This window comes from Gaiella sp. (assembly GCF_039915195.1).
Classification (GTDB): Bacteria; Actinomycetota; Thermoleophilia; order Gaiellales; family Gaiellaceae; genus Gaiella.
On record NZ_JBDSNT010000060.1, the window covers coordinates 13,759 to 27,742 of the forward strand.

A 13,984-nucleotide genomic window follows, 5' to 3' on the forward strand; every position below is an offset into this window, starting at 1 on the left:
ATCTCCAGCGAAAGGCGCTCCAACCACCATGGCTTCCATAGAACTCACCGTCGCGTATCCCGGCCGCGAAGGCGCCCACTCTGCAGCCGCGTGCGATCGGCTCTTCCCCGCAGCCCGTCTCGTACCACTGCCCACGTTTGCGGAGGTGATCGGCGCTGTTGCGTCGGGACGCGTTCCCTACGGCGTGCTCCCGATCGAAAGCTCGCTGGTCGGGCCTGTCGCCGAGACGCACGACCTGCTGTACGAGTCGCCGCTCTCGATCGTCGCGGAGGCGATCATCCCGGTCAATCACTGCCTCGTCGGGCCGGGAATCGTCGAGCTGGCGGACATTCGCGAGATCCACAGCCATCCTGTCGCGCTCGATCAGTGCCGACGACTGCTGGCGTCTCTGCCGAACGCGATCGCCGTCGCCGCACCCACGACGGGTGATGCCGCCTCGATCGTCGCGACCTTGGCCGATCCTGCGGTCGTCGCGATCGCGAGCGACCGCGCGGCCCGGATCAACGGGTTGACGATCATCGACGGGAACGTCGGGGACCATCCCGAGGCCTACACACGGTTCGTCTCGGTTGCGCCGTATACGCGGCTCGATCGCCGGGATGGGCAGTGGCGTACCGCGTTCTCGTTCACCACCGATCACCGTCCGGGGGCCCTCTTCCACGCCCTCGAGCCGTTGTCTCGGCACGGCATCGATCTCAACCTGCTGGTCTCGCGACCGATTCCGTCGCGTCCGTTCAGCTACCGCTTCGATGCCGTGCTCGGCGGCCATCCCCTCGATCGGGAGATTTCGGCGACGCTCAGGGAAATGCGCGATCTGACCGCCCAGTTCCGGGTCTTCGGCTCGTACCGCGCCGATCACGAAGGAGGCGGCGCAGCCCGAACCGTCTGAGGCGTTCCGCGGCTACGCCGCGGCGTGCTCGAACTGCTCGAGCGACGGCAGGTACTGACTCCAGCTCTCTGGCACCCTCTGGGCTGCGAGACGGATGAAGAGCACGGGTGCCGGCGCGCGCGGCTGCCGCGGCAGCGTCATCGAGATCTCCTCGAGCAGCCGATCTCCCTTACGGAGATTGCACGGAGCACATGCGGTAACGACGTTCTCCCAGACCGAGTCTCCGCCCTTCGACCGGGGAATCACGTGGTCGAGCGTCAACCGTCCCGCCGCAGTGCCGCAGTAGACGCACTTCCATCCGTCCCGCGCGAAGAGGGCACGGCGCGAGATCCTTCGTTTCACGGCGCGAGGCACGCGCACGTACTGAAGGAGGCGGATCACATGCGGTCGGGCAAACGACTGCTCGGCGGAGCGGAGCGGCTGCGCGTGCTGCTCGACGACTTCGGCCTTGCCTTTCCACACGAGGACGTGCGCGCGCCGATCGGAGCACACGTTCAGCGGCTCGTAGCTTGCGTTCAGGACGAGGACCTGATGCACGGACCACGAGCCTACCAGCGGCGCATGAGGCTCCTGGCCGAAACGGACGGGCAGGGGCCGACGGTCAGAGGAGGGGTGGTGGGAACCGTCCCGCTCGATACACCTGTCCCTCGAGTTCCTCGCCGAGGATCCCCTCGAGCCAGACCGCAACGCCGATCAGCGCGTCGAGGTCGACGCCAGTCTCGATTCCCTCGCCGTCGAGGAGGTAGACGAGGTCCTCCGTAGCGATGTTGCCCGTCGCACGGGGAGCGAACGGGCAGCCGCCGATACCACCGAGCGACGCGTCGAGGAGGGTCGCACCGGCCGCGATCGCCGCAAGGGCGTTCGCATACCCCGTGTTGCGCGTGTTGTGTAGATGCACGCCGACGGGGAGTCCGAGCCCCGCGACGGACGCGACGAGATCCTCGACCTGTCGGGGGACGGCCACCCCGATCGTATCCCCGAGCAGGAGCTCGTTCGGCTGGGCGGCGACAACCCGGGCTGCGATCTCCCGGACGCGCCCGGGATCGACCGGCCCCTCGAAGGGACAACCGAACGCCGTGCTCAACGTGACCGTCGACGAGATGCCGGCCTCCCGCGCGCGTCCGATGACCGCCGTCGCTAGGGCGAGGGACTCCTCGACGCCCGCGCCCTGATTGCGTCGATTGAAGCTCTCGCTGACCGAAAACGAGAAGTGCGCCTCCCGAAGGCCGGCGGCGACAAGTCTGTCGTAGCCCCGCTCATTCAGGACGAGGCCGGCGACCGTGACCCCCGCCCGCGGGGTGATCCCCGCAACCACCTCCTCCGCACCCGCCATCTGCGGAACACGGGACGCACTGACAAAGCTGACGGCCTCGATACGAGGCAGCCCCGTCGCTGCAAGCCTCTCGACGAGCTCGGCGCGCACGTGCGGAGAGAGGATCTCGGGCCGATTCTGCAGCCCGTCGCGCGGGCCGACGTCGCAGAGTGTGATGGCGCTCATGCCGAGATCAACGCGCCATTGCCCGCTCGACTGCCATCTGCTCCTCGGGAGAGAGCGCCACGGACGCCGTGCCCCGCTCGACGTCCTTCACGTAGATGCGGGCATAGTCGCGACCCTGGATCGCCGTTACGACGGTTCCTGTCCGCGTTGCGTCGAGAAAGGCGAAGGACGCTGACTGCTTCCCGCCCGTGTCCTCATAGGCGTCGTAGCGCACGACGGCCGTGTTCGTGATCGCACCGTCGATGCGACGGTCGACCCGCGACAGTCCGGCCGCGACCTCGTCCACTGCGCGGTCAAGGTCGTCGATCCTTCCCTGGAGCGACACTGCGAAGTCGACCATGTCGTGAGAGGCACCGCCGAGAACGGCCTTTTGACCACCCTGGAGCTTCCGGAGCCGTCGCATGAGCACCAGGATCAGCAGGAGCGCGAGAGCGGCCACAAGGCACGCCGCGATCGCGACAGCAAGGGTGGCGTCCATCAATGGTCTCTCCGGAAAGTCCTGCAAGCACAGCGCACGGCTTCGTCCCTCGTCGCACCCTTACCGACCTGTCCGCGAACTCCCTGCCTCTTCGCCCTGCTCGGTCTTCGCCGGCGCACCACGACTGGACTTCCCGGAAAGACCACTACTCGAGCGAGAAGATGACGGGATACTCGGCGCTGTTGTTCCCCGTGTTTGTCTCGCCCTGAACAGGCTTCACGCTCACCTGTACCGACGTCTTCTCACCGAACGGCGGGTCGGGGAAGTCCTTGAACGTAACCGCCTTCGTCACGCCGATGTCGAGCAGGTCGATCGTCTGCTTCTTCACGATCGGAGCCGTGCCCTTGGGGATCGTCAGCGTCACCTCGATGCCCACCTCCTGGTTCTCGCCCGTGTTCTTCACGAACACCTCGAAGGCGAGGTTGGTCGACGCCTTGATCGTCGTCTCGGTGTCGGGCGAGAGTTGCGCGCCGCCCGGCTGGACCAGCACCTTCTCGAGCCCCGTGCCGTGGACGCCGGACGGCGTGCCCCCGGTCGAAGCACCGTGAATCCGGAGCCAGATCTGGGTCATCGAGCGCGTCGAGTAGAGCTCGGCAGTCTCCACGAACACCGACGATGGTGCCTTGAGGTCACCAACGCCCTCGTCCTCGAGTGTCGCCTGGGCGGGAACCTGGAACAGAACGCGCCAGACGACATCGCTCGCCTCGAGCTGCTGCGCCTGCGCAGCGAGCTTCTCGCCGGCCGCCGTCGCGTTGTCCGAGTCGTCGCCCTTCGTCGCCACGAACGTGTCCAGGAGCCCCTGCATCCCACTCACGCGAAGCTGGAGCGCCTCGGCCCCGTGATCGGTTGCCGGCCGCAACGGGCCGGGAACGTCCAGTGCCTGAGCGCTCTCGAGACCCTGCCGTTGCCGATCGATCAGGCCGCCGAGCTTCGTCTCGAGCTCAGCTTGCTTCAGGCCCGGCGTCGTCAGGAGCTCCGCGAGGTCGCTGCCGATCTTGGCCGAGCTCGCGCCGTTGGTCCCGAGCTCGGTCATCGCGTCGCCGTAGCTCGACCGCTTCTTGTCGCTGGAGCAGCCCTGTCCCCAGACGATGAGCAACACGATGATCAGGATCGCGAAAGCGACGAACCCGACGAGTCGCAGGATGGGTGCGAGCCCGTGAGGTGCCCGTAGCGACGGGCCTCGCGGGCGCCCGCCTCCTCCTCCGCCACGCGAGGGCTCCGCGCCTGCGGTGTCACGCGCGCCGCCCGAGCCGACGCCGGATTCGCGGGTTGCGTCGTCTTCGAAGAAGTCGAAGTCGAGAATATCGTCGTCGTTCGAGCTCACTGAAATGCTCCTGCAGGGGACGAGCGGAGTCTACGCCATGTTCCGGTCTGGAAGGGAGGTCCTCTGCCGCGGCGAAGAGTCGGTGGACGTGTCGAGCACAGCGTACGCCCTTCCCACACCCGAGCTCGTGCTCGACCGCTACCGGCCTCTCCGGCCGATCGGCCGCGGTGGTTCAGGCTCCGTCTGGCTCGCTCGAGACGAGCGAACGGGCCTCGAGGTCGCTCTCAAGATCGTCCCCCGTGAGGGCAAGCGAGCATCGCGCGCGGCGCGAGAGATGGAAGCTGCGTCGCGGCTTCGGCACGAGCGATGCGTGCGCGCCTACGACTTCGGTGGCGACAGCGGCCACGTCTACATCGCGTACGAGTACGTCGAGGGTCAGACGATGCGCGAGGCGCTTCGCAGTGGCAAGCTGAGCGACCGCGATTCGATCGAGGCGGCCGCCCAGATCCTCGACGCGCTCGCCCATGCGCATGGCCTCGGGATAGTCCATCGAGACGTCAAGCCGTCGAACGTGCTGGTCGAGGAAGGCCCCGAGCTGTCGATCAGGCTCCTCGACTTCGGACTCGCCCAGTTCGACGAGGCAGACACCCTCACCGCCGTTGGGGACGTTCCGGGAACGCTCGCATACATCGCACCCGAGCGCCTGACAGGAGGAGACGCAACGACGGCAAGCGACGTCTGGGCCGTCGGGGTGCTCCTGTGGGAGTCACTCGTGGGCGAGCATCCGTTCTGGGGCGTGCCCCTCCCGCAGGTCGCCGCCGCAATCGAGTCGGGGGCCGCGCCCCTCGCGGAGAAGCGCTCGGACCTGCCGCCGGCACTGACCGACGCCGTCTCCTCGGCCCTGACAGTCGACGCGACGCGGCGGCCGTCCGCCGAGCGACTCGCCCGCGACCTTCGAACCGCAGTCACGTCGCCCCGTCGAGATCGAACGGGCCCGGCGCGTGAACGCAGGCCGGCCCCAACGCCCAGGGTTGCGACGGCCGCGCTCCCGCTCGAACAGCGCCTCGTTCCGGCCGGCCTCGCCGCGATCATCGTGGTGATCGGTGCAACCCTGCTTCCGTTCTGGACGCCCGGGCTGACGATCCTCCTCGCGCTTGCCGCCGCACTTTCGACGCTGCGCTCCCCCCGACTCGGGCTCGCCCTCGCGCTGTCCGTACCCCTGTTTCCGCTCGGTAACGTCGCCCAGGCCGCCGCCGTCACCTACGGGGCTCTCGCCGTCCTCTGGTTCGCCTTCAGCTGGCGTGACGCACGTGCGGGCCTTCTCTTCATGACCGGCCCGGTTCTCGCAGCGATCGGAGCGATCGCGCTCCTTCCGCTCGCCGTCCAACCCGCGCGGGGCCGCGCTCGGCGAGCACTGCAGGCGTTCGCTGGTGTCTTCGCGGCCGTCGCCGTCGCAGGCCTCCGTGGTGGCCCGCTCCCGCTCACGGGCGATTCCGTCTCGAACCTCGGTGTCGCTGGCTCGACGAGCCTCGCCGCCGTTGTCGGCTCTGTTGTCGCCCTCCTGCAGGAGAATCCCTGGTTCGTCGCGCTCGCGACCGTGCTCGCCGGCGCGGCGGCGCTACTGCCCGACGCCCGCAAGCGGGGCTTCCGGGGGATCGCGCTCCTCGGGGCCTGCCAGATCGGACTGATCCTGTTCCTCGCTCCCACGCTCTCGGCGCTCTCGATCGTGCTCGGAACCTTCGCCCTCTGCGCGATCCTCGCGACCCGTACGTTCCAGGCCGGCCGCTACCCTTAGCCACCAGGCGGCAACTCCGGCACATGAGCGTTCTGCGTACCATCGAGAGCAAGATCGAGGGCCTCTTCGAGGGCGTCTTCGGTCGCGCCTTCCGAACGCACGTTCAGCCGGTCGAGCTCGCCCGCAAGCTCGCGAAGGAGATGGACGAGCATCGCTCGGTCTCCGTCTCGCGTGTGTACGTCCCGAACGAGTACACGATCTATCTCTCGAGCGGCGACCGGCAACAGTTCCTCTCCTACGAGGGGTCTCTGATCGGCGAACTGCAGGAGTACCTCACCGAGCACGCAAGACGCGAGGCGTATGCGCTGCTGACACCTCCGCGCGTCAAGTTCGCGACCGACGACGACCTCGCCGTCGGCGAGTTCGGGATCGCGACGCGCGTCGCGCAGCCCGAGGACGGGTTGCCCTCTCTCCCAGCGGCCCGGCCGGCGCTACCTGCCCCTGTTGAGAGCGTCTCGATCCCCATCCCGGCGGCACCGGCGCCGTCTGTCGAGGCGCCGGCCGCCGTCGCAACGACGATGATCTACCGGCAGGCCGAGCCCGAAACCTTGATGCCCGTCGTCCCCCTGGCTCCGGAGCCACCTCGGGAGGTCGTGACCTTGACGCTCGACGGACGAGCGCACCCCGTCACGCCCGCTGGTGTCGTGATCGGGCGATCCCGGGAGTGCGACCTTCGCGTCACGGATGGCAACGCCTCACGGCGCCATGCCGAGGTGAGGAAGGACGGCGATTCGTACGTCGTCGCCGACCTCGGTTCGACGAACGGAACGGAGCTGAACGGCCGCCGGATCACGCGCGAGACGTTGACCGACGGTGACCGAATCACGATCGGTGCGACCGATATCGTCTTCGGCCGCTCCCTTCCGTAGCGTGTTCGGGGACCTCGATACCGAGCAAACGCTGCTCGCTCTGAAGATCGCGTTTCTCGTTCTTCTCTATCTGTTCATCTGGGCCGTCGTGCGCTCGGTGACGCGGGATCTCCGGTCAGCCCCACAGGAGTCGATCGTGCTCAGCGCGAAGGAGGCGAACGAGCTCCGGGCGCGGTACGAGCCGGTACTGCCAACCCCCGCGGCCCGCCTACTCGTGCTCGAGAGCTCGACCTTGCAGCCCGGCAGCACGGTCGAGATCCGGGAGCCGACGAGGCTCGGTCGCGGCGGCGAGAACGCGATCCGCCTCGACGGCGACGATTTCGCGTCGACACGGCACGCGATGCTCGAACCGCGGCCCGACGGCCTGTGGGTCGAGGACGTCGGCTCGACGAACGGAACGTTCGTCAACGGTGCCCGCGTGACAACCGCCCGACTCCTCGTCCCCGGCGACATCATCCGCATCGGCAAGACCGACTTGCAGGTGGAGACGTGAGAACCGGGCGAGCGAGCGCGCTGACGGATACGGGTCGGCGCCGACCCCACAACGAGGACACGTTCGTCTGCGATCCGCCGCTCTTCGCCGTGGCGGACGGCGTGGGAGGTGCCAAGGCGGGCGAGATCGCCTCGCGGCTCGCAGCGGCAACGCTCGAGGAGCGCCTTCCCGGGTCCTTCGGCGAGGACACGCTCACCGCGCTCATCCTCGAAGCGAACAACCGCATCTACAGGCACGCTCTGGATGATCCGGACGCAGCCGGGATGGGCACGGTCGTGACCGCGCTCCTCGTGGACGAGACGGCCTGCACCGTCGCGATCGGTCATGTCGGTGACTCGCGTGCTTACCGGATCCGAGATGAAGGGCTCGAACAACTGACGCCGGATCACTCGCTCGTCGGCGAGCTCGTGCGCGCCGGTCGACTCTCGACCGAGGAAGCGGAGCAGCATCCACATCGGTCGGTGATCACGCGGGCTGTCGGCACGGAGCCAACCGTCGATGTTCACACCGAGGTGCTCGACGCCCTTCCGGGCGATCTCTACCTGATCTGCTCGGATGGCCTCACCGACCTCGTGCGGGATGAGCACATCCTCGAACTCATCGCTGCAGCCGAAGACGACCCGGAGGCGGCGGTGCAGTCCCTCGTCGACGCGGCCAACAGCGCCGGTGGGATCGACAACATCACCGTCGTCCTCTTCGAGATCCTGGCCGGCGACCCCGTGCCAGCGCCTGCGCCCGAACCGACAGCGCCCGATCCTGACGACGATACGGCAGAGCACGCACTCGAGCCCGGGGAGAACGCGGCCTCCGCAAGCGCGACCCCGCTTTCGACTCCGCCGATCCAGCGTCACGGCGCGGGCGCCGGAGGTCGTTGGCTCGCACTGCTCGCGATTCTCCTCGCAATTTCGATCGCGGCGATCGTCATCTGGTGGAGCCTCAAGCGGTGAGCGCGCGGAACAGGGAGCTCCTCAATCTCGGGTTCGTCGCTCTCGTCGCCTCCGCTGCGTTTGCGAGCGTCTCGATCGTCGGGACGGGGCTCGTGACGACCCGCTGGCTCGGCTACATCGGCGTCATCCTCGGGCTCTACCTCGTCGCGCATCTGGTCGCGCGATTCACGGTTCCGTACGCCGACCCGACGCTGCTGCCCCTCGTCGCCCTGCTGACCGCGCTCGGCCTCACGGTGATCTACCGCCTCAACCCCGAGGATGCGCGACGTCAGGCCGTCTGGGTAGCCCTCGGGATCGGCGTCCTCGCGGCGACGCTCTTCTGGCTTCGGTTCGACTACCGCGTGCTCGAGCGGTACAAGTACATCTTCGGGATCTCTGCGGTCGTGCTCCTGCTTCTCCCGTCGATTCCGGGCCTCGGGCATCGGGTCAACGGAGTCAAGCTCTGGATCAAGGTCGGCTCGATGCAGTTCCAGCCGGGAGAGCTCGCGAAGATCTTCATGATCATCTTCCTCGCCGGCTACCTCCGTGACAAGCGGGAGGCTCTGGCCCAGGGCCGGTTGAAGGATCTTGGACCACTGCTCCTGATCTGGGGCGCCTCGATGCTCGTTCTCGTCCAGACGAGCGACCTCGGCTCGGCCCTGCTCAACTTCGGGATCTTCCTGGCGATGGTCTACGCCGCGACGGGGCGGTTCCTCTACGTCGGCGCCGGGCTCGGCCTGTTCCTCGCGGGTTCGGCCATGCTCTACAACTCCCTCGGGCGTGTGCAGCAGCGCGTGACGGTGTGGCTCCACCCGTGGACGGACGAGCGGGTGTACTGCTCGATCAGCGGGGAGCTCGACTTCCGTCAGAACTGCGACTCATACCAACTCGTGAAGAGCCTCTACTCGATCGCGAACGGTGGGTACGGCGGCACGGGCCTCGGGAAGGGCACCTTCACGACGGTAGACGGGACGCAGCTGATCCCGTACCTGAACACCGATTTCATCTACTCGGCGATTGCCCAGGAGGTCGGGCTGGTCGGCTCGGCCGCGGTTCTCCTCCTCGTCATGGTGTTCGTCGCCCGCGGGATGAGGATCGCCCTGATCGCTCAGGACGGCTTCTCCAAGCTCCTTGCAACGGGCCTCACGTTCGGCCTTGCCCTGCAGACGTTCATCATCGTGGGGGGCGTCCTCCGCGTCGTCCCCCTGACCGGGATCACGTTGCCCTTCGTCTCGTACGGCGGCTCGTCGATTCTCTCGAACTTCGTCATGCTCGCTCTGCTGCTTCTCGTTTCGAATCGTGCAGCAGCGACGGCGGTGACGCGATGAACCGGCAGATCTCCCGCGTCGCCGGCCTCGCCATGGGGTTGATGATCGCGCTGATCGTCGCGACGACGTACTGGCAGACCTGGGCTCGCCCCGCGCTCGCCGAGCGACAGGACAACGCCATTCAGCGCGTCGCCCAGTTCGAGATCAAGCGCGGCCCGATCCTCTCCCCAGCCCGGGTGCTGGCACGCAACAAGGGGCGTCGCGTCGGCGACCGCACCTTCTACCTTCGCCGCTACCCGCAGGGCCCGCTCACCGCACACGTCGTCGGCTATTCGACCGTCGCACGCGCCCGCACCGGCCTCGAACGGTCGTTGAACTCGATTCTGACCGGGTCCGAGCGGAGTCTCTCCTCCCTCGTCGATCGTTCGCTCGACAAGCTGAACGGACGTCCCATCATCGGAGATACGGTCGTGACGACCCTCGATGTGAACGGCCAGCGCGCCGCACTCGAGGCGCTCGGGACGCGCTGCGGCGCGGTCGTCGTCCTCGACCCGAGAACGGGGCGCGTGCGCGTGATGGTCTCGTCGCCGACCTATAACCCGAACGACGTCGAGGAGAGCTTCGGGCGCATCGAGAAGATCCGTGCGGACTGCACACCGGCTTCGCCGCTCCTGAATCGCGCCAGCCAGGGCCTCTATCCGCCAGGCTCGACGTTCAAGGTCGTCACCGCTTCGGCAGCGCTCGACTCGCGCAAGTTCACAACGAAGTCGACTTTCTCCGACCCCGGGTACTGCACCGTGTACGGCAGGCGCGTGAACAACTTCGACACGAGTCGCCCGTACGGCACCGTCACGCTCGCGACGGCGCTGCAGTACTCCGTCAACTCCGTCTTCTGCAACATCGGCCTCAAGCTCGGGGCGAAGGCGATCGTCAGGCAGGCCAAGGCATTCGGTTTCTACGAGCGGCCGCCCCTCGAGACGCCCGAGAGCGAGCGGCTGCCGAGCGGGCTCTTCAAGGGCGGCGAGCTCTACGATCCTCGTCGCGATCGGGATGTCGACCCGGGGCGGATGGCATTCGGACAGGAGCGCCTGCTCGTCACTCCGCTGCAGATGGCGATGGTCGCAGGCGCGATTGGCAACGACGGCATCCTCATGCGGCCGTTCGTCGTCGAGAAGACGGTGAGCCCCAATGGAAAGACCCGCACGCGGACGCGTCCGACGAAGATCCGTCGTGCCGTGTCGCCGGCGACTGCCCGGGACGTCGGAGAGATGATGGTGCGAGCGGTTCAGGCCGGAACGGGTGGAGCAGCGCAGGTGTCGGGCTTGCGAATCGGCGGCAAGACGGGAACGGCCGAGACGGGCATCGACGGGAGCAACACGACCTGGTTCATTGCATTCGCCGGCGCTGACGGCGAGAAGCCCCGCTACGCCATCGCCGTCGTTCTCCAGAATCAGTCGCTGACCGGTGGTGCGACGGCTGCCCCGATCGCACGCCAGGTTTTGCAGGCACTCTTGACCTCGACGGCGAAGAACTAACGAGCACATCTCATGGCACGCAACGACCTCACAGGAACCCTCTTTGCAGAGCGATACCGCCTCGAGCGCAAGCTTGGCTCGGGCGGAATGGCCGACGTCTGGCTCGCAGAGGACCAGGAGCTCGGTCGTCGCGTCGCGGTGAAGATCCTTCACGAGCGCTACGCCTCGGACGAGCAGTTCGTCGAGCGCTTCCGCCGTGAGGCGACGCACGCCGCGGGGCTCTCGCACCCCAACATCGTCTCGGTCTTCGATCGCGGCGTCGCCGATGGCTCCTACTACATCGTGATGGAGTACATCGAGGGGCGCACGCTGAAGGAGCTCGTCGTGACGCGCGGGCCGTGCCCCGTGCCGGTCGCGATCTCCTACACCCGCCAGATCCTTGCTGCGCTGCGCTACGCGCACAAGAACGGGATCATTCACCGCGACATCAAGCCTCACAACGTGCTCGTCGATCGCGAGGGGCGCGTGAAGGTCGCCGACTTCGGCATCGCGCGCGCGGGCACGAGCGAGATGACCGAGGCCGGCTCGATCGTGGGAACGGCGCAGTACCTCTCCCCCGAGCAGGCGCGCGGCGCCCCGGTGGACGAGAGCTCCGATCTCTACTCGACGGGGATCGTCCTCTATGAGCTGCTCACCGGCACCGTCCCGTTCACGGGCGAGACGCCCGTCGAGATCGCGATGAAGCACCTCTCGGCGACCCCCGAGCCGCCGTCGGTGCGTCGCTCCGAGATCCCACGAGACCTGGACCTCGTCGTGCTCCGAGCGCTTGCGAAGGAGCCTGCCGACCGCTACCGCTCGGCAGGCGAGCTCGATCGCGACCTCGAGCTCGTGGCACGCGGGGAGGCCGTCGGCAGCGAGACGGAGACCGCGGCGACAATGGTTCTTGCGGGTGCGGGCGCAATGGACGCGACTGCCGCAACGCGAGTCGCGGCCCCGCTTCCTCCCGCTACGGGCGGGACGTACACCGGCGACGAGCGCTACCGCGCCTACGAGGCACCGGTCGCCCGTCGCAGAAGCCCCTGGCCGTGGGTGCTCGTGGCCCTCGCCGCGATTGCACTCGGCGTCGGAGGATGGTTCCTCTACGGGAACGTGCAGGATCAGATCAACGACAACAAGCCACTCGTCGTGCAGCAGTACACGGGGATTCTCGAGGTGCGTGCCGTCGACTTGATCGCCGGCGACGGATTCGAGTCGAATGTCCGTCGCGTCCCGAACGGCGACCAGCCAGCGGGCATCGTGTTCGACCAGTCACCGGTCGAGGGCACGGCACTCGCGCGGGACGGCATCGTCACGATCCTCGTCTCGACGGGAAAGAAGAATGTCACTGTGCCCGACGTCGTCGGCTCGCAGGTCACGGATGCGGTGGCCACGCTCACGCGAGTCGGGCTCGTGGCCAAGAGCGTCGGCGTTCCGTCCGACAAGCCGGCAGGTACCGTCACCGCACAGGATCCGTCCGCACAAACGTCCCTCGTCGAGGGGGCGACCGTCAGGATCAACTACTCGACAGGGCCGAAGCAGGTCGCGGTTCCCCCCGTCGTCGGGCTCGACTACTCGGCCGCACTGCAGCAACTGCAGGCAGCAGGGTTCGCGGTCGCGCGCACCGACGTCGAGAGTGACCAACCTGCGGGTGTCGTGGTCAGCCAGGTGCCCGCCGGGTCGTCAACAGCAACGAAGGGCTCTAAAGTCACTCTCTCCGTCTCGAACGGCCCCCAGACGACGCCCGTGCCGGATGTGACGGGCCTCACGACTGCCGACGCCAGGACGACGCTGACGGATGCCGGCTTCAAGGTCACGGTCACGAACCAGGAGACCGATGATCAGACGTTCGACGGTGTCGTCATCTCGCAGGATCCGCCGGGAAACACGCAGCAGGATCCGAACACCGTGATCACGCTCTCCGTCGGCGTCTACGTACCCACGACGTCGACGCCGGCCGCGACGACAACTACTCCGTGACGACGCGCATCCGGGTCGCGGTTCTCGCGGGTGGCCGGTCGAGCGAACACGAGATCTCGCTCGCGTCGGCTCGCTCCGTCGTCGAGGCCCTCGACCCTGACCGCTACGAGACACGAACGATCGAGATCGGCCGGGACGGCGTCTGGGCGCTGCCGCGAGGCCCCGGAGCCCCCGCCATCGACAGGGCCCACGCGAGCCTCCCGATACCTACGGCCGCCGCTCCGCAGGCGCTCGGGGCCATCGACGTGGTTCTGCCGATCCTCCACGGCCCCTTCGGCGAGGACGGGACGGTTCAGGGTCTGCTCGAACTCGCCGACATTCCCTACATCGGCGCCGGCGTGACGGCGTCCGCGCTGTGCATGGACAAGGATCTCTTCAAGGCTGTCCTCCGCGACCGCGGCATCCCGGTTGCCTCGAGCGTCACTCTGCGCACCGGCGACGCGGTGGAGAACCCCTTCGGCTACCCCGTGTTCGTGAAGCCTGCTCGCCTCGGATCCTCGGTCGGAATCTCCAAGGCCACGACGCCCACCGAGCTAGACGTCGCCGTCTCACTCGCACGACGGCATGACGACAAGGTGCTCGTCGAGGAGTTTCAGCCCGGAGTCGAGGTCGAGGTCGGCGTGCTCGGGAACCGTGAGCCGATCGCCTCTGTTGTCGGCGAGATCGTGGCGCACGCCGACTGGTACGACTACGACGCGAAGTACGCGGCCGGAGGGATGGATCTGATCGTTCCCGCCCGTCTCCCGGACGAGGTCACCGAGGAGGTGCGTCGGCTCGCCGTTGAGGCATTCATCGCGACCGACTGCGAGGGGATGGCGCGCGTCGACTTCTTCGTGCGCCCCGACGGACAGGTTGTCGTCAACGAGCTGAACACGATCCCCGGCTTCACCGCAACGAGCGTCTACGCGAAGCTCTTCGCGGAAAGCGGCATTCCGTACGCTGCACTTCTCGACCGGCTCGTCGAGCTTGCGCTCGACCGCCACGCGCAGCGGCGCGCGCTCGCGTACTAGCCG

13 protein-coding genes are annotated in these 13,984 nt (G+C 67.6%); 9 read left to right on the plus strand and 4 right to left on the minus strand.

Translation table 11 applies throughout. The annotated features are described in order from the left end of the window. Positions 1-28: 28 nt before the first annotated feature. Positions 29-889, plus strand: coding sequence for a prephenate dehydratase domain-containing protein (locus ABIR74_RS06105; protein WP_348175940.1), 861 nt, complete (start codon positions 29-31; stop codon positions 887-889). Between the two features lie 12 nt (positions 890-901). Here the strand turns inward: ABIR74_RS06105 and ABIR74_RS06110 are convergent, their stop codons facing one another. The 4 genes from ABIR74_RS06110 to ABIR74_RS06125 form a co-directional block, all read right to left on the minus strand. Beyond that, entirely contained in the window at positions 902-1,426 is a 525-nt protein-coding gene (locus ABIR74_RS06110) for an HNH endonuclease (protein WP_348175943.1), read from the minus strand. Positions 1,427-1,490: 64 nt separating this feature from the next. Next, complete coding sequence (locus tag ABIR74_RS06115; RefSeq protein WP_348175945.1) at positions 1,491-2,387, minus strand: hydroxymethylglutaryl-CoA lyase; 897 nt, start codon at positions 2,385-2,387, stop codon at positions 1,491-1,493. Between the two features lie 7 nt (positions 2,388-2,394). Continuing rightward, complete coding sequence (locus ABIR74_RS06120; protein WP_348175948.1) at positions 2,395-2,865, minus strand: DUF4446 family protein; 471 nt, start codon at positions 2,863-2,865, stop codon at positions 2,395-2,397. Between the two features lie 145 nt (positions 2,866-3,010). Beyond that, the gene (locus tag ABIR74_RS06125; protein ID WP_348175951.1) at positions 3,011-4,189 is read right to left on the minus strand and encodes a hypothetical protein; all 1,179 of its coding nucleotides are present in this window, start codon (positions 4,187-4,189) and stop codon (positions 3,011-3,013) included. Between the two features lie 88 nt (positions 4,190-4,277). On the opposite strand from ABIR74_RS06125, the gene ABIR74_RS06130 reads away from it, so the two are divergent. Genes ABIR74_RS06130 through ABIR74_RS06165 form a run of 8 tightly spaced genes read left to right on the plus strand, consistent with a single transcriptional unit; the run spans position 4,278 to position 13,981 of the window. Then, on the plus strand, positions 4,278-5,924 hold the full coding sequence (locus tag ABIR74_RS06130; protein WP_348175954.1) for a serine/threonine-protein kinase: 1,647 nt from the start codon (positions 4,278-4,280) through the stop codon (positions 5,922-5,924). 23 nt (positions 5,925-5,947) lie between these two features. Further along, positions 5,948-6,793: a DUF3662 and FHA domain-containing protein gene (locus ABIR74_RS06135; protein ID WP_348175957.1), complete on the plus strand. Its 846-nt coding sequence runs from the start codon at positions 5,948-5,950 to the stop codon at positions 6,791-6,793. Between the two features lies 1 nt (position 6,794). Beyond that, complete coding sequence (locus ABIR74_RS06140; RefSeq protein WP_348175960.1) at positions 6,795-7,286, plus strand: FHA domain-containing protein; 492 nt, start codon at positions 6,795-6,797, stop codon at positions 7,284-7,286. Further along, positions 7,283-8,233, plus strand: coding sequence for a Stp1/IreP family PP2C-type Ser/Thr phosphatase (locus tag ABIR74_RS06145; RefSeq protein ID WP_348175963.1), 951 nt, complete (start codon positions 7,283-7,285; stop codon positions 8,231-8,233). Before ABIR74_RS06140 ends, ABIR74_RS06145 begins: the two co-directional genes overlap by 4 nt. Then, complete coding sequence (locus ABIR74_RS06150) at positions 8,230-9,540, plus strand: FtsW/RodA/SpoVE family cell cycle protein (protein ID WP_348175966.1); 1,311 nt, start codon at positions 8,230-8,232, stop codon at positions 9,538-9,540. The genes ABIR74_RS06145 and ABIR74_RS06150 overlap by 4 nt, the downstream gene beginning before the upstream one ends. Then, on the plus strand, positions 9,537-11,015 hold the full coding sequence (locus tag ABIR74_RS06155) for a penicillin-binding protein 2 (protein ID WP_348175969.1): 1,479 nt from the start codon (positions 9,537-9,539) through the stop codon (positions 11,013-11,015). The genes ABIR74_RS06150 and ABIR74_RS06155 overlap by 4 nt, the downstream gene beginning before the upstream one ends. 12 nt (positions 11,016-11,027) lie before the next feature. Continuing rightward, positions 11,028-12,971 carry a Stk1 family PASTA domain-containing Ser/Thr kinase gene (gene pknB / locus ABIR74_RS06160; protein WP_348175972.1) on the plus strand — a complete coding sequence of 648 codons (1,944 nt, stop codon included), beginning with the start codon at positions 11,028-11,030 and terminating at the stop codon, positions 12,969-12,971. Beyond that, positions 12,968-13,981 carry a D-alanine--D-alanine ligase family protein gene (locus ABIR74_RS06165; RefSeq protein WP_348175974.1) on the plus strand — a complete coding sequence of 338 codons (1,014 nt, stop codon included), beginning with the start codon at positions 12,968-12,970 and terminating at the stop codon, positions 13,979-13,981. Before pknB ends, ABIR74_RS06165 begins: the two co-directional genes overlap by 4 nt. Positions 13,982-13,984: the final 3 nt, after the last annotated feature.

Excerpts from the sequence above, each read along its gene's own strand:
- ABIR74_RS06120 (WP_348175948.1), bottom strand. The coding sequence starts at position 2,865 with ATGGACGCCACCCTTGCTGTCGCGATCGCGGCGTGCCTTGTGGCCGCT.
- pknB (WP_348175972.1), top strand. The coding sequence starts at position 11,028 with ATGGCACGCAACGACCTCACAGGAACCCTCTTTGCAGAGCGATACCGC.
- ABIR74_RS06115 (WP_348175945.1), bottom strand. The coding sequence starts at position 2,387 with ATGAGCGCCATCACACTCTGCGACGTCGGCCCGCGCGACGGGCTGCAG.
- ABIR74_RS06155 (WP_348175969.1), top strand. The coding sequence starts at position 9,537 with ATGAACCGGCAGATCTCCCGCGTCGCCGGCCTCGCCATGGGGTTGATG.
- ABIR74_RS06135 (WP_348175957.1), top strand. The coding sequence starts at position 5,948 with ATGAGCGTTCTGCGTACCATCGAGAGCAAGATCGAGGGCCTCTTCGAG.
- ABIR74_RS06105 (WP_348175940.1), top strand. The coding sequence starts at position 29 with ATGGCTTCCATAGAACTCACCGTCGCGTATCCCGGCCGCGAAGGCGCC.